Annotated in this window: 5 protein-coding genes and 1 pseudogene; 1 reads left to right on the top strand and 5 read right to left on the bottom strand. The window is 44.8% G+C overall.

Going from position 1 to position 17,597, the window contains the following annotated elements; genetic code table 11:
- The 5 genes and pseudogenes from BO26_RS16910 to BO26_RS21630 all read right to left on the bottom strand — a co-directional run.
- Window positions 1–8,361: two-partner secretion domain-containing protein (locus BO26_RS16910; RefSeq protein ID WP_081861932.1), on the bottom strand; the 8,361-nt coding region annotated here is incomplete at its 3' end.
- A 57-nt stretch (window positions 8,362–8,418) separates the two neighbouring features.
- Complete coding sequence (locus BO26_RS16905) at window positions 8,419–10,098, bottom strand: ShlB/FhaC/HecB family hemolysin secretion/activation protein (protein ID WP_036773500.1); 1,680 nt, start codon at window positions 10,096–10,098, stop codon at window positions 8,419–8,421.
- Window positions 10,099–10,391: 293 nt separating this feature from the next.
- A complete protein-coding gene (locus BO26_RS16900) occupies window positions 10,392–13,514 on the bottom strand; it encodes an amino acid adenylation domain-containing protein (protein WP_036773499.1) in 3,123 nt (1,040 codons plus the stop codon).
- A gap of 61 nt (window positions 13,515–13,575) precedes the next feature.
- Window positions 13,576–13,962, bottom strand: a pseudogene (locus tag BO26_RS24690) (hypothetical protein); the annotation flags it as partial.
- 40 nt (window positions 13,963–14,002) lie between these two features.
- Window positions 14,003–14,350 carry a hypothetical protein gene (locus BO26_RS21630; RefSeq protein WP_051691027.1) on the bottom strand — a complete coding sequence of 116 codons (348 nt, stop codon included), beginning with the start codon at window positions 14,348–14,350 and terminating at the stop codon, window positions 14,003–14,005.
- A 473-nt stretch (window positions 14,351–14,823) separates the two neighbouring features.
- Here BO26_RS21630 and BO26_RS16890 point away from each other — a divergent pair.
- Window positions 14,824–17,597: RHS repeat protein (locus BO26_RS16890; protein ID WP_036773497.1), on the top strand; the 2,774-nt coding region annotated here is incomplete at its 3' end.

Raw genomic sequence — 17,597 nt, 5'->3', positions numbered from 1 at the left:
ATTGCCCTGACACCAGTCTGGACGAACACTGCCTTTAGTTCCATAGGGGACTTCCTTACCCTCTTTAAATGTAACCTGACCATTCCATCCATCCCCCAAATCTTTCCCGACATCAATTTCTGATTTTCTATGGCTAGGGCGTGAGACTGATGTAATTTCATCACTGGCCTTATTGAGCAGTTTAGAAGCTTCCCCAATATCACCTTTCTGTAAGGCTTTCTCTGCTGCCTTGATAGTTTTCCCAGCGGCATCACCTGCGCCGGGAATAATCGCTACTGCGGCGGCCAGATAATCTAACGCGCTTTCAGCTTCAACAAAGCCTTTGATATCTCCGACAATCGGCACGAAGTCAGTACCAAAACTGATGACACCTCCAGCTTGTTTACACGCCTGCGGTGACTGCTGACAAAAGGCTTGCTTCTTTTCCTCGTAGGTTTTGAGTGTTCCTGACTTTTCTTTCTCTGCGGCTGACAGAAGATGGGCCAGTGAATTGTAGACAATCACCATTTCACCGGCATTGGCCCCACTGTTGGCACCTTCTGCGCTGTTGGTCGCAATGGCTCCCGCAGCGCCGCCAATGATTTTACCACCGGCCTGAATTGCCATCGGATCGCTAAAGGTTTTATCCAAGGTGATGGCGGCCAGTTCTGCGGCTAATGCGCCCACTGCCGCCCCTTTAGCATCTCCACCGCCAATTTCCGCCGCCAGCGCAGACACTGCGGCATGGCTAATCGCTTTACCCGGGACATCCAGAATTTGCCCATTATCACCAATCAGTTTGGCGCCTTCCGCATTAATCTGGTTGCCTATATTGCTCAACAACGCGGTTTGCAGATTATCCGTAAAACTGCCGCCGTTAATCGCCGTCCCTATTGTTGAACTCACCACGGATTGCGCCGCCACACGCTGGGCCACCTGACTCCAATTCTGATTACTCAATAAGGGAAGCTGCGCTTTTATCGGATCGACAACGCCTTTTCCCTCCACTAATTTTCCCCAACCCATCGTGTGGTCTAATCCCCCTAATGCGCCACCCACGGCTATTTGGGTAACAAGGGATTTGACGGCATCGCGTTTCGCTAAGGCTGCCAGTGTCTGGGTAAGATCCCCTTTATTTTCAACTAAGGCCACCGCCGCCTGCGAGGTCAACCCTATCATTCCGCCATAAGCCGCCCCATAAACCGCGCTCGCCGTGGCTCCCGTGGCGCCAGTCGTCCCCACTGCGCCACTTCCCGCCCAGGCCGCCAGGCCCGAACCCGCCGTGACCGCCGCGACTGCAATCGCAATCACCGCCCCCACCACAGGGTTTAAGCTTTCACTTTTTTTGTTCCAGCTACTGTAAGCATCCTTAACCTGATTCCACTGGACATCATTACGGCCTTGAAGGTTTTTCAACCATTCGGTGCCGGGGGTGTTACCCAGTACCCCTAACGCGTCTTCCAGTAACTGCCCCTCTTTTACTTTCACATCCGCATTGATGCCTTTCGCCGCGCCCACTGTCAGCGTACCGCCAACATGCACTGATGGGATTATCCAAGTCTCCTCACGGTGACCTTTATCGCGCTGTGTAATAAAAAAGCCTTTTGACGTCGTGATGGTCTGCTCAAAATCAATATTGGGCATCGCCTTGAAGTTCACTTTCCCTGTCTGGCTGGTGATTTTCGCGTTTTTACTGGTTTCTATCCGACTCGCCTCCAATGTCACCTCATCCTTTGCCATCAGGTTAATATCACCCCCGGCCATAAATTCCGTGACTTTGTTGGTCTTCTTGATTTGTACTCGATGTTCTGTTTTAGACCCAAACACTTTACACGACTTTATCGGCCCAAAACCTTTACAGCTTTTCTCTGTTTCTTCCCGCTTATAAACTTCCTCCATTGCTTGCGCATAGAGAAAACCGCCTGTTGCCGCGATATCCATCACCCCTTTGGCGATTAACGCCGTCGCCTGGAATAAAATACTGCCCTGAGAGTGGAGAGTTAATGCGCCACCACTGTTCAGCCGGCTGGCATGTTGCGTAAAGCGCTCAATATTCCCCTCGCGGATAAATTCTTGCCGCGATTCAAAACGAACATTTCCACCCGCGGAAAGCCGCATATCATTGCCGGATGTCAAGCTGGCCCCGGATGTCAGCAGGTTGCCTGCTGCAACTAAGCTGAGATTTTGGGCCGCGTTGATGGCGCTGGTTGCATAAAGGTACTGTTTATCACCATCATTAATCGGCGAATATTTCCGGGCAGAAAAAATTAAATCCCGTCCGGCGTTAACCGATATATTTCCTTTAGTCGATGTTAATCTCGCGATGCCCGCGATATCTTCCCCCGCACTGAGTTGCAGGTGATCACCCGCGGTAATTTGCGTGCCTAATTCAGCGAATTTATCTAATCCATCTAATTCGGATAAATAAAACAGGCTCTCTGGCGTATTGGGGAGAGAGATATCAATATCACGGCCCGCACTGAGCATGACTTGTTGCCCCGCCCGGATACCAGCTTGCCGCAACATTAAATCATTTCCCGCCAACAGATTAATATTGCCCGCCGCGTTCAATTGGCTTCGACTGGCATTCAGGTTACGACCCGCACTTAATGTCAGGTTTTGTGATTTATCCAACCGGGTACCGGAGAGATCCAGATCCTTGCCTGCTGAAATCCGCAAATGATTATCGGCCGAAATTGAGGCCAATAACTCATGAGACCGATTCCGTCCCATTTGGATGTCGCCTTCACGTACCAGAAGTTCAACATTTTTTCCCTTTAACTCTGCCTGACGGGCGTTGATATCTTTGCCCGCAATAAGTGTCAGATTTTTATTTGCCGCTAATTTAACCCGGTCGGCATTAATTTCACTCCCCGCGTTTAACGTAATATTGTTTGCTTTATCGAATAAAATACCCTGGAGATCCAGTTTGTGATTCGCGAATATCCGCAAATTGTCGCTGGCCGAAATACGAGAATCCTCCCCACCCATCGGCATCCGAATATCACCCTCACGCGCGAGAAACTCAATATTTTCCCCTTTTAGCTCAGTTTGACGGGCGGTGATATCTTTGCCCGCAATCAAGGTCAGATTTCGCTTTGCCTCCAGTGTATTTTGGCTGGCATTTATTCTCCGTTCAGCGATGACTGACAGATCATTGTCCGCTTTGAGGTGACCCATGTTAATAATTTCACCGGCATGAAGCAGAATATTTTTCGCCAATATGAACGCCGTTCCGTCGAATTGATGAATAAAATCGGCCACCACATTAAGATCGGCTGAAAGTTTACCGTCCATCTCGTTGTTAAAGTCGTGACCGGTTAAGATGAGATTTTTCTTCGCATGAAACTGGCTTTGACTGTTATCCAGCTTTGTCGCATTGATATAAGCGTTCATTCCCGCAGCAACGCTGGCATCCCGGGCACTATTTAACGCTTTTGTGCGAATAATGATATCGCCGTTATGGGTTTTCAGCGTCGCTGAAGCGTTGTTAATTTCAGTGCTTAAATTACCGCTCGCGTCTTTTTGCAACCAGAGATGGTTATTTGCCTGAATCAGTCCCTTATTCCGATTGTATAAATGGTCGATAAATAACCGCATGTCACCTTCTGCGATAATCTTACCGGTGTTGTTCAATGTGTTCGTAGCCAGCGTGATGTCTTTCCCGGCCTGCACCTGACTCTGTTCCGTCGTTTTAATGCTTTTACTGCTAACGGTGATGTCTGTTTTGGCCTGTACATTTCCTAGCCTCACCTCTCCATCAGCGGTCAAACGGATGTCGCCTTGCGTTGCGGTCAGGTTGGTCAGGTTAACTTTCTTACCCGGTTCGGTACTCACCAGACGGATTTTATTAGCATACATTCCCCCCAATGATCCGGTATCAATCGCTTTCCAAGAGGTATCACCCTCGCCTGCAATAGGGACAAGGGTCCCGCGTTTGACATCAATCCGGTTGGGGCCTTGTGTCAGTGTCAGGTTTTTCGCCTGCACTTTGCCGTTAAGTATCGTGGCCCGGCTGATAATATCGACATCATCCTGCGCCGTCGCATCCAGCCCCTTTTCATCAAAGGTTATGGCGCCTTTTTTCACTTCTAAAGCCGCTAACGCGCCCTCTTTATCAAACACCGGCTCACCCGTCGATAAGGTGACAGCCGGGATGTTGATAAAGCCACAGCCATTACAGGTTATGCCGTTCGGGTTGGCGATGAAGACAGCAGCTTTTTGCCCCACTACTTCCAACAGGCCCTGTAGATTTGAGGCTAAAGTCCCCACCACTTCATTAATAATCAACTCAGCCGATTTACCATTGAAGTGAGGGTTTGCCCCAATTTGTCCCGCCAGTACGGATTGGGTAGCTTCGGTAGCGTTATTGAGCACCAGCCCGGCAGCCCCAATATTAAATTCCTGATAACGGTTATGTGAAATACCTCGAGAATTAGGCGCCGCAATATGGATAATAGGCAGGTTATTTCTCACGGCAATCCGCGTTCGTTTATCCGCCAGTTGAATCCCGGGTATTCCACCGGCTATTTCTGGGATATTGATGGTCAGTTGGGGGGCATTGCCTAATGCAAGATCAATCAACGCCGAAGTCACCGGGGTATATTTCCCGTCAGCTAAGCGCAACGCGGTACTATATTGGGCGACTGTGGTCGCGCCTTCTGCCGATAATGCTGTCTCCTTCATATTGCTGCCGGCAATCAGGGTTAAATTGTTGCCGGCAGTAACCTTGCCAATATTAATCGAGCCACCACTGGTCAGGGTAATATCTTTCCCGGCGGTCAGGGAAATCCCATCCAAATTTATCCCCCATCCAGCATGAAGATCAATATTCTCATCCGCTGCCAAAGGCTGATTAGTATTAACCCAACCATTACCCGCTAAAAAGATATTTTTCGCCCGGTTAATTAGCGTATTTGAAAGCGATATTCCCTGTTCAGACAGAATATGTAACGTATTAACCGCAGAAATAGTAGATAGCGCCTGTATGCCTGCCGCAGTGGAATTATCTCCTCCAGATGAAACATAAATATCACCACCGCTGGAGATTAAGGTAATGTCATGACCTGAAATATTAGTGCCACGCACCGTAAGACTTTTCTCTTCCTGTAGCTGAACCTGGTTCCCGGCGGTGACATTTCCCCCATCTAAAGACAAGGTTTTCGCTTTAATGGCGATATCACCGTCGGCACCAATTCGTCCCCAATTCTGCAATGTATCGGTTGTCAATATCAGATGCTGACCGGCTTGCACATGACGCCGTGTACCGATGTCAATGCTTTTGCCACGCATGTTTATGTCCGTTTTAGCCTGTACATCCCCCAGAGTCACCTTGCCATCCGCCGTCAGACTGATGTCGCCTTGCGTTGCCGTCAGGTTGGTCAGATTAACACCCTTACCCGGCTCGGTACTCACCAGACGGATTTTATTGGCATACATTCCCCCTAATAACCCGGTATCAATCGCTTCCCAAGGGGTATAACCTTCCTCTGCAATAGGGACAAAGGTCCCTCGTTTGAAATCAATCCGGTTGGAGCCTTGTGTCAATGTCAGGTTTTTCGCCTGCACTTGGCCGTTAAGCTGAGTGGTTCGGCTGATAATATCGACCTCATCCTGCGCCGTAGCATCCAGCCCCTTTTCACCCAAGGTTATGGTGCCTTTTTTCACTGCCAGGGCCGCTAACGCTCCCTCTTTATCAAACACCGGTTTACCCGTCGATAAAGTAATAGCCGGAGTATTAACAAAACGACAGCCATTACAGATAATACCGTTCGGGTTGGCAATGAGAACATTGGCTTTTTGCCCTACCACTTCCAACAGCCCTTGCAGATTTGAGGCTAAGGCACCCACGACTTCATTAATAATCAGTTCAGCCGATTGACCTTTGAAGTTGAGATTGGCGCCAATTTGCCCCGCCAATATAGACTGCGTATCATGGGTCGCGTTATTAAATACTAATCCTGAGGTCCCGACATTAAATTCCTGATAACGGTTATGTGAAACACCACGGGCATTAGGTGCTGCAATATGAATAATAGGGCGATTGTTTTTCGAGGTGATCCGGGTTTGCTTATCCGCCAGTTTAATTCCCGGTACTTCTCCTTCTACTTCTGAGAAGTTCATGGTCAGTTGAGGAGCATGACTTAACGCGCGTGCAATCAGCGCAGAAGTGACTGGCGTATATTTCCCTTCGACTGAGTTATACTTCCCTGCCGGTGAATGCAACTCTACATTGTTTTTGGTGATGGCAGTCACCCCTTTTGCCAATAAAGTTGCCTCAGTATCAATAATGTCACCACCGGCATTAATGGTTAAGTTATTGCCGGCAGTGAGAGTACTTTTTATTATCGGGAATTGAAATTGTGGGTAAGATTGTTCGTCTTCCTTGTCATCGGCATTTTCATAATGTTTTTCATAGTCATCTCCATGCTCATTTGAATATTCATAGGGGTCCTCTGCTGTTCTTTTGCTAATATCAAGCGTGCCGCCACTGGTCAGAGTGATATCTTTCCCTGCGGTTAAAGAAATACTTCTCAGATCGACAATCTTTCCTGCATGGATCTCTATATTTTCATCCGCTTGTAATTGGCTGAGCTGGCGCAGACGCTGATTAATTAATTCTTGTTTAGCGCCGTCACTAAGTGGACTCTGTTCATCAATTAAATCACCCGAGGCATAAATCTCAAGCTTATCATTGGTTGCCAAAAAGATATTTTTCGCCCGGTTAACCAGGGTATCTGCAATATCAATAGGACCATCGGCGATAATGCGTAATAGGTTATCAGCAGAAAGCGTGGTTAATACCCTTATTCCTTCCGGGGCATAGTCATCACCAGAGGCAACAGAAAGCATCCCCCGGCTGGCAAGCAAGGTTACATCACGACCGGAGATATCATAGCCATTCACATCAAGGTGTGACTTTCCATCCAGCATGACATGGTTCCCGGCGTTTAAATTCCCCTGGCCTAAATAGACAGTTTCCGCATTAATGGTTAAGTTTTGTTCTGCCTTCATTGACGCACGATTTACTAAATCTCTGGCGGTCAGAGAAATGTTTTTCCCGGTGATTAAAGCCGGATCAGTGGGTTTCTTGCCCGCTTTAAAATGTTCCTTATCCCAATCAAAACGAAATACATCTTTAAATGTCGCCGTCAGATCCCCACCCGCACTCAGTTTACCGATGATATTCTGCTGGCTATCTTTTATCGCTTTGGTTGAAAAATTTTTGCCGGTCAGGGTGAGATTTTGTACCGCGCTTAACTCGCCAGCGTTATTTATCTCGTCAGCGGTAATACGGTTGTTTTTACCTGCGGTAATCCTGGGGTGACTTTGCCTGGCTGAATTGACGTTATCCAGTTTGGCCGTTTTCAGGGTGATATCTCCCCCCGCCCGGATTTGACCTTGATTGTGGAGTGTGTCGGCGGTCAACATCAGACTTTGACCCGCCTGTATATGACTTTGTGCCGCGGTTTCAATGGCTTTGCTGTTGATGTGGAGGTCTGTTTTGGCCTGTACCTCCCCCAGGATAATTTTACCTTCAGCAGTTAAACGGATAGCGTCCTGGGCGGTGGTCAGATTAGTGAGATTAACCCCAACCCCGGCTTCAGTGGCCACCAGCCGGATTTTATTGGCATACATGCCACCCAGCGCTTTGGTATCAACCGCTAATTGCGGTTTAGTCCCTTCACCAGCGATAGGTTTCACTGTGCCGTCTTTCAGGTTGATGCGATTGGCGCCCTGCGTCAGAGAAAGTGTGTTGGCCTGAATTTTTCCATTTAATTCAGTCGCCCGGCTGATAATATCGACATAATCCGTTGTTTTACCCTCCAGCCCTTTGCCGCCAATGGTAATCTGGCCTTGTTTCACTTCCAGCGCTTCCAGTACCCCCTGTTTATCAAACTGCGGTTTGCCGGTGGTCAGGGTGGCGCCCGAAGTATTAATAAAACCACAACCATCACAGGTAATGCCGTTGGGGTTGGCAATCATCACATTGGCTTTATTACCAATCACTTCCAGCGGGCCTTGCAGGTCAGAGCGACCGCTGCCAGTGACTTCATTGATGATCAGTGCCGCCGGTTTCTCTTTCAGGTTAGGGTTGGCGTTAAGTTGCCCGGCCAGTTGTGACTGAACCACCTGAGTGGCGTTATTGAGGACGGCTCCTTGCGTGGCGACATTGAACTCCTGATAGGTATTGTGAGATATCCCGTTACCGTTCGGCGTAGCGATATTTACCACGGGGACATGCCCCTGATTTTGTACCTGTGTTTGGGGATTATCCGGCATTATCCCAACGGCAATAGCGGGGTGAAGGGGATAAACGGCGGTCAGGTAAATTAAAAGATAACTCGTGGCCCTTGTCACAGGGTGAGTACGTTGACTCATATATCAATCCTATCTTGTTGAAATAAAATGTTTTTATCAATAGAGGGGCTTACATCGTTACAGTGTCAGTGATGCAGACCAATAAACGACCCAGTGATCCGGTTTCAGCTGATCAGGGTGAGTAAGTGGTGTCCCTATCGTTATCGCCTGATTGAACCTGCGGTGAGTCAAGGAGAGGCCAAGCGCAGCGCCGGAAACATTACCTCCCTCAATCTGTCCGGTTTTTCCCCGTAACCAACCCGTATCTAGCGCTCCGGTTAAGGCAAGCTCACCCAGTACAGGCAGCGCTGAAATTCGCCAATTCAGTTCATTGCGCCAATATCCGCCGCGATTGCCGGTAAGCGATTGTTCTTTAAATCCCCGGACGGAATATTGCCCGCCCAGTGAAAGACGTTCGCTGGCATAGAGGTTGTCGGGTGTGGTCTGGGCGTAGATGGATGAGAGGTAATAAAGGGAATCCGTGACCGGCATAAAATAGCTGGCACTCAGGCTAAATTTACGGAATTGACTGCGAGGCATATCGGGAAAATACGGATCATCTTTTGTCGCACCGAACACCGGTAAACCGTGGCTGATTACAGGGTTGAATGTGATATAGCTACCCGCCAGCACGGCACTGTAATTAACACCAAGGCTGATGGTGCTGAGTGACGGGCTGCTAATGGATAATTTCTCTCCTGCCAGTAAATTGGTCGTTTGGCGACGCGTCAATCCCAGATCCAACGCCAGCTTCTGTTCGCCATCCCGGTATAACACCCGGTTTATTGCCAACCGCTGAGTTTGGCTGTCCCCTTCGTAGCGATAGGCTTGTAAATCAGCTGGGATGTTTTGAAAGGAGTCGTTCCACATATATTGATAACTGAACAACCAATAACCATAAGGCACCATCACATTGGCAGACAACGTGCGGTTTTGGTGGCTATGGCGAAAATCATTGTTATGGCTGGCAGACAGTGACCACTGGTCAGCAAGATGTAATGGATTATCCAGGTTCATACTGGCATTGATTTGTCCCGTGCCGGTATTTTTCTGACCACTGTTATCTGCCCCCAAACTGGCGCTGATCGGTAAACGCGCCGATGTTCGCTTTAAGGAAACCGCAGAATACCCCGGTTGCTTTCCCGGCTGAATATCGATAGTGACCTGTTGGGAAGGCAGGCGATTTAAGCGCTCCATGCCTTGTTCAATATCCCGCAGATTAAGTACTTTGCCGATCATGCCGGGAAAGGCCATATTGAGTGAGCGTGGTGTTTTATCGTCGAGGCTGATTGACTCAATTTTGCCTTCATTCACGGTAATAATGAGGGTTCCAGCGGATAAATCCTGTGTTTTGAGGCCGGCACGGGATGTAACATAACCCCGTTCTATATAGGCATTCGATACTTTACGCACCAGCCCATTAATATCCGGCAAAGTTAAGCAATGAGATAAGTAAGGGTGAATCAAGTTCTGTTTGACTGACCTTGACAGGCTTTCTGCGCCCACAAATTCAATCCGTTGAATGATGTGGCAAACAGATTCAGAGGTATCTGGTGCCAAAGCGGGGGATGGAGATAAGGTGATATTGTGACGCAGCGCCTCCCGTTGCTGTTGGGCTTGCAGCAACAAGGCTTTTTGTTGCTGCGTGATAGTTTCTTGATCCGCAAAGCTAACAGGAATTGCCGCCTGTGCCAGTGCGGAGATTGCCAGCAGCATCAGCCCGGTCAGGCTTCGGTGATAAAGTGGTAATTTTCCCATAGATAATAATTAATAATTTTGTAATAACATTATTAAACTATTTTAATGTGGGATTAATTACCTGTCTGAATAGGAAGTATAAAATGTGATCAAGATCTGCCATTTAATCCTGACAATGGGGAATTGTATATATTAAATGCTGAAAAGTGCCGATAAGATCGGAGATACCATTGAACCTTTACAACAATTTCAGTTCTTTTTGTTTCTGCGCAATGACAATCGAAACGTTAAAAGTCACCAATGTGAGAACCGGAGTCTGGCTCCGGTTCTTTGAGAAAAAATAGGTTATGTCTTTATGAAAGCAAAGAGAAAACCTGCCGGGCATTCCTGCATTTAACTAAAAGCTGAGGCGTCAGAATAACGCCAAATTTTTCAGTGAGACGCAGCGCAATTTCTTTGAGATGAGACGGTCTTAATCCTAGCGCTAAAAACTCAGAATCTTCATTCAAACCAGATAACTGCTGCGCGCCAATGGTATGTAAATAAATACCGAGGATCGATTGGTAATATTCATCTTCTGCGCTGTTATTGACTCTTTGGCTTTCCGATACAACGGATTTCTTATCAACCAAATTATCCGACTTCGATTGCGTAAAGAACGCCCTAATTTGATGTCGATCTATTTTACCGTTTGCAGACAAAGGAAATGCCTGGATATGAATAAAACGTGTTGGTATATGAGAGACAGGTAAAAGCTTATGAGAAAAATCCCGTAATTCTGAAGAAAGAATTTCCCGGTTATTTTGTGTCGTATACATAGCGCCTAATGTTGCGTCACCATTTTGTTCATTTGGATAATCAACGACCACAACATTATTGATTTGCGGATGCTTACATAGCTCATTTTCAATATCAGGCAGAGATACTCTAATTCCCCGAATTTTGACATAACCATTTACTCTGCTGGCAAAAATAATTGTGCCATCTCTTCGGTAATAACCCTGATCTCCTGTTCTAAATGCTCTTAACTGCTCACCTTTAGGCGTAGTGATAGTGACAAAATCTTTTTGTACAACAATACCATCCTCAAGATAACCTAAGGCAAGATTAACTCCGGTAGTATAAATCCGCCCCGTTACAAACGCCGGGCAATGTTCATTGATATCATTACAGATAAAATATTGAGTCGCTGGCAGTGGTTTACCATAGGGAATAAGGCTAGCATCCTCTGAGGTAATTTCATGCCATATACTCCAAATTGTCGTTTCAGTCGGTCCTCCCAGAGAAAACTGTCGGATATCAGGATAAGTTGCTTTAATTTCCTTGATAATCATAGGCTTAATATAATCACCGCCCTGCGCTATCAGTCTGAGGGAAGAGAGAGAATCTCCCTTTTGGCACGCAATTAACATTTCCAAAATCGCAGGCACTGAGCACCAAATAGAAACTTTGTGTTTCGAAACCAGCCGATTCCAACGGATAGCATCTTTCTCTTCATGAAGTTCAGGGATAACCAGTGTTGCACCAATAGTCAGTGATGCAAAAAGGTCGAAAACAGACATATCATGATGTAATGGCGTAACGGAAATAAACACATCATCCTGTTTAACCTCCCATTTATTCATGGTTTGCTCAATGACATTAGATGTTGCTTTGTTATTGAGCACCACACATTTTGGCTTACCCGTTGTTCCAGAGGTATACAGATAATAAGCTGGGTCAATGCTATGACTCAGTGATGATAATGTTTCTAAGGAGAATAAAACGTTTTCAGAAACCGATGTGAGTAATGTCTCCAGTGTGATGGCTTTATCACTCTTCAACTGTCCGGTATTTACAATGAGATCAGGATGGCAATTCGTTAGCAAATAATCCAGTCGTTCAGAGGGAGAGTTAACATCAATAGGCACCCAAATAATTCCCAAAAGTGCACATGCGATTGTCACCATTATATGCTCAGGACTACGAGGCAAACAAATCGCAACAACACTCCCTTTACGCATCCCACAACAATTCAGGCTATTCACTATCTTTTGAACATATTCCCCCAATTCAGAATAAGCAATTTGCCGCTCCCCACAGATAATGGCGGATTTTTTTAATTTTGTCGTCAATAGGTTATCCGCAATACGAGTCAGGAAATTGGAACAAATAAAATCACTATCATCACCGTTATCTTTGTAATGGTGATATTCAATCGCCTCAGAAAAATCCACCATGAGGTTTCCCTGACGGCAGATAAGCGTTATTGCCTGAGTGATGGTTTGTAAAATATCCTGCACGATATTTTTTTCCAGTGCTTTATCTGCATAATCAATGGATAACACCAGATTTTTATCCTGGTCCAGAGACAAACGAATATCCATCGCAACCTGTGGCGTCTGCGTTAATCCACCATAAAAAGAGACATCACCAGATGCGGATAGTGTTTTCCATGACAAACCATTCGTTAATACAACGGGTAACGCTAACCCTATCTGATGTTGATTAAATATCAGTTTATTAATATCAACACCGGAAAAATCCAGATGTTCCAGAGATGCAAAAATATCATTTTGAAAAGCACTCGCTCTCTCCAAAAATGGCACTTGGTCTCTTTTAAAATAAGCAGCGATAAATGAAGACTCATTACTAAACTGCATTTTCTTGCCGGGCATAGCAACCGGAACACCGATACATAACTTACTATCTTGTGTCCAAAATGACATTATCTCCAGGATAATCGTGGATAAAATCGTATTTTGAAACAGACCATAAGATGAAGCTATTTTAGATAAATGATTCAACGTCGCGTTGGGAACAGTAACCGTTTCCCTTCTGTAGCGAGAAGATTTTATCGATTCTGGTGGTCTCTTCCAGGGCAAAGTCGGTGGACCAGGATATTCTTTCAGCTTTTCTGACCAATATTGAGTATCACTTTGTTTTTTCGACATAGAAGACTGTGGAAGCAGGTGAGCGATATTTCTCGTTTGCATATCACTTTTCTGTTCATTCTCATCTTCTTCAAACAATTTAAACAATATTAGAGAAATAGCTTTTCCATCCAAAATCAGTGCGTCAAAACTCACGAACACCACCGTCGTAAAATGGTCATTATCCTCATCTTCTGACTCTGCCAATTTAATGACCCAAATATGCCAGGGAGAGCGAGAAAGATCGTGGATTTTATGAGAATACGCCAGCCTCATTTCATCGATCTTTTGATAAGCTACTGAACGCGGGATACCTGTGAAATCAATTTCATCAAGATTCAGGATAATGGCATCGGAGATATGTTGAACCAATGAACTTTCATCTATATGAGTGCGTAACGCATCATATTGCTGTACTAATCCGGTTAGCCGAGTCCTAATGACAGAAAACTCGATATTGCCTCTGAATTCCCTGAAATCATGCATGGCAACACCACCCAATGGTAGCAATTCACTTCGGCCTAATAGATAAGCGAGTTGTAATGATGTTAGTGCAGTATCCATGATATTTCCTCGATCTTTAATTATGAGAAAGAACAAAACCTACGTTAACGAACTTAAACATTTAGCACCCTTCAAAAAGAAAGGTTACCGTGGTATCTGGAAAGATCTCGCATAACGCTGACTCCCGGATAAGCACGGTGAGAAAGGAGTAAAGCAATTTGATCCGCAAAAAATGACGGCATAACGTCACCATCGACTCATGACGCTGTAATTCAACACTTAAAATAAATAAATCTGAAAAATCACCAACAATTTTGTCTACATCACTGAGATAATGTTCTCGCTGGAACGTAGGCATATTTAATCTAAATTTGTCAGACTGGGTGCAAATCCCCACTGTACAAGCGAAAAGAGACAGGAATAGTGTTGATAGCGTAATTTGACATTTTTTAGCTGTTGCCTTTAACGATTGCTTTTCTTCTTTAGTCAGTTGAACTGCTAATCGATCACTACAATATTCCCCTCTCCATCTTTTAAAAGAGTGATACTCAAATCAATTGGCTGACCATGTTCAAGATCCAATTTCTGGTGAGTTTTGCCTTTTCGTTTATTTTCCAGAAAATCAGCAATGCCTTTTCGCCATATATGCTGACATCATCAATGTGCAATTTGTTATTGGAAGACAGACTTTCTATAGTTTGCATGCCATCCGGTGTAACGCGTAGTCGTAACATCGGATGAATATCAAAGAGATACTGTACAGCAATTTTCAGCCGCTCAAGATCAAGTCCAGTACCATCAAATTCTGCATACAAATGTGCGGTAACACCACCCAACGTCTGTTCATACTGCCGGCCAACCCAATAAGCGGCCTGCATGGTCGTTAGCTCTCTCATTTGGTTCCCATAAAGTTTAGATTATCAACTACAACAAGCATACGTATTACATGAGAATGATAATAAAAATTATTATTATTTGATAAATAAAGCAACATGAATATGAATAATCCTGATTGCATAATTAAAAACCACTGAAAATATTGATATTTATTAATTAGATAAAACAATCCAATGGGCAGAAAACCTCATTCAACAGGAGCCAAATTAAGATAAAACCATCTAAAATAGATAGAAAAATCAATATATTTAATAAATTAATATCCAATTTATAGTAATAAATAAACGAACACCGCACAATTTGATTATGACGTAACCTTAATTCCTATTAACTTAATTTCAAAAAATAATAACGTGTTTGTATTAATAATATAGTAACAAATCGCTTCCCTTACCCATTTAATGATAAGTTTTTATTGTTGTTATCATGAGTTAAATTCTCCCGCAGATTAAACAGCATAAAGGACTGAAATATGGGTAATTATCATTCCGCAATTGACCAAAAAACACCATCAATCAATGTATTGGATAACAGAAGGAGGAATATACGCACACTGGAATACTTACGTACTCAAACTGATGAAAACAGTAACGAGCTGATTACTCTCTATGAGTTCAATATTCAAGGATTTCAGGTGAAAGGTACTGATCCACGTAAAAATAAAGACCAAAGTGGGCCTAACTTCACTCGTATCTTTAATCTGGCAGGCAATGTTCTGCGTGAAGAAAATGTTGATGCTGGTCAGACTATCACTCTCAACGATATTGAAGGCCGCCCAGTGTTTACCATCAATGCAACTGGTGTCCGCCATAATCATCACTACGAAGGCAACAATCTGCCCGGTCGTCTGCTCACTATCACCGAACAAATACAGACTGAAGAGAAAACTATCGAGCGCCTAATCTGGGCAGGTAATACAACGACAGAAAAAAACAATAACCTTGCTGGTCAGTGTATTTACCACTACGACACGGCTGGGCTAATCCAACTGAACAACCTTTCTCTAACCGGAGCCATTTCATCGCAATCTCAACAGTTATTAATTGATAGCCAACCAGCTGATTGGACTGGTGAAAACCAAAGTATCTGGCAGAAAAAACTAAGTCATGATATCCACACGACTCAAAATAAAACCGATGCTACTGGCGCTCTACTGACCCAAACCGATGCAAAAGGGAATATCCAGCGTTTAACCTATGATGTAGCAGGTCAACTAAAAGGTAGCTGGTTAACACTAAAAGGTCAGAACGAACAGATTATTGTTAAATCCCTGACTTATTCCGCCGCCGGACAAAAATTACGTGAAGAACACGGTAACGGCATTATCACTGAATACGCCTATGAGCCGGAAACCCAACGGCTTATTGGTATCACTACCCACCGTCTATCAGACAATAAAATATTACAGGATTTACGTTATGAATATGATCCAGTAGGTAACGTGATCAGTATCAGTAACGATGCAGAAGCCACTCGCTTTTGGCGCAACCAAAAAGTCGTACCAAAAAACACTTATGCTTATGATTCCCTGTATCAGCTTATCAGCGCGACAGGACGTGAAATGGCAAATATTGGTCAGCAAAATCATCGACTTCCCTCTCCTGTTCTACCCTCTGATAACAACAGCTACACTAACTATACCCGTCACTATAGCTACGATCACAGCGGTAACCTGCTGCAAATCCGACACAATTCATCCGCTACCCAAAATAGCTATACCAGGGGCATCACGATATCGAATCGCAGTAATCGAGGCGTTATCAGCACATTAACTACAGATCCAAACAAAGTTGATACCCTGTTCGATGCTGGCGGACATCAAACCAGTCTGTTACCCGGACAAACCTTGATCTGGACTCCACAAGGTGAGCTGAAACAAGTCAACAACGGTACAGGAAATGAATGGTATCGCTACGGTAGAGACGGAATTCGGCGACTAAAAGTGAGTGAGCAACAAACACAAAATAGTACCCAGCAGCAGCGAGTCACTTATCTGCCTGGATTGGAACTCCGCATAACACAAAACAGCGCTACCACAACAGAAAACCTGCAAGTTATCACGGTAGGTAAAGCCGGTTACGCACAGGCCAGAGTACTGCATTGGGAAAGCGGTAAACCAAAAGACATCAGCAACAATCAGCTGCGCTATAGCTACGATAACCTCATCGGTTCCAGCCAACTTGAACTGGATCACGAAGGTCAAATTATCAGTCAGGAAGAGTACTACCCATTTGGTGGTACCGCACTATGGGCGGCAAACAATCAGACAGAAGCCAGTTATAAAACCATACGTTACTCAGGTAAAGAACGTGATGCAACGGGGCTATATTATTACGGCTACCGATATTATCAATCATGGTCAGGGCGGTGGTTAAGTGCAGATCCAGCGGGGACAGTGGATGGATTAAACTTATATCGGATGGTGAGGAATAATCCTATATCCGCATTTGATGATAATGGATTAATGTTTTCTAAAGCGGTGATCAAAGGGGTTACCTCAGCAATAGCCGCTGCCGGTGGACTTGGTTATGAAGCCTATAAACATGCGAATAAACCTTCGGAAACACCAGCCATTGAACAACAATCTATTTCAAGCGTAGGTAATAATAAAATTCATGCACAACATCTGAAAGCAGCAGAAAAGCAACAAAACTTTAGTCTACTTGATACAGTGAAAAAGAACTTTTCTGGCAGAGGTAAAGTCTTCTCAGATGCTGCTGAAGGTAAATTACCCGCTCATGACTCAGTCATGAATGAAAGAGGAAATATTGCAGCATTATATGAGTTTTCTAAAACGGGTAATATTTCTCAGTTGGATAAAACAAGCTTACTGAGTAATGCCGTACAAGATGCCAAGGAAAATATTCCGACTCGATTTAAACAAGCAACAAAGGCATTAGTCACAGTGGGTACAACAACGCCTGAAGGTGTAAAAGAACTCGCAGAAACCGCTAAAAAAACCATCGATGTTATGGAGGATACTGCCATAGTTGGCGGCTCAATAGCCCTCGCAGGTAATGCTGCAATTACTGCAGCTAAAGTCGCTTTTCCTGTTGCGTCTATCCTCTTAACCATTGCACAAGCAGCATGGGTTGCAAGTTCGGTGGGAAAAACGGTTAACGACGTTAATGATGTAGCTAAAAAGCATATTGAAAAAAGCGAAATTACACACAATGCAAGAACTGATCTATTAACTCAAGTTAAGCAAATTAACAAAGAGAACAGGCAAAAAATCATATTTGGCAA

Source organism: Photorhabdus australis DSM 17609, from assembly GCF_000711895.1.
GTDB classification, from domain to species: Bacteria; Pseudomonadota; Gammaproteobacteria; order Enterobacterales; family Enterobacteriaceae; genus Photorhabdus; species Photorhabdus australis.
Note: the sequence above shows the minus strand (reverse complement) of the source record. Positions and strands in the feature narration are given on the sequence as shown.

Excerpts from the sequence above, each read along its gene's own strand:
- BO26_RS16905 (WP_036773500.1), bottom strand. The coding sequence starts at position 10,098 with ATGGGAAAATTACCACTTTATCACCGAAGCCTGACCGGGCTGATGCTG.
- BO26_RS16900 (WP_036773499.1), bottom strand. The coding sequence starts at position 13,514 with ATGGATACTGCACTAACATCATTACAACTCGCTTATCTATTAGGCCGA.
- BO26_RS21630 (WP_051691027.1), bottom strand. The coding sequence starts at position 14,350 with ATGAGAGAGCTAACGACCATGCAGGCCGCTTATTGGGTTGGCCGGCAG.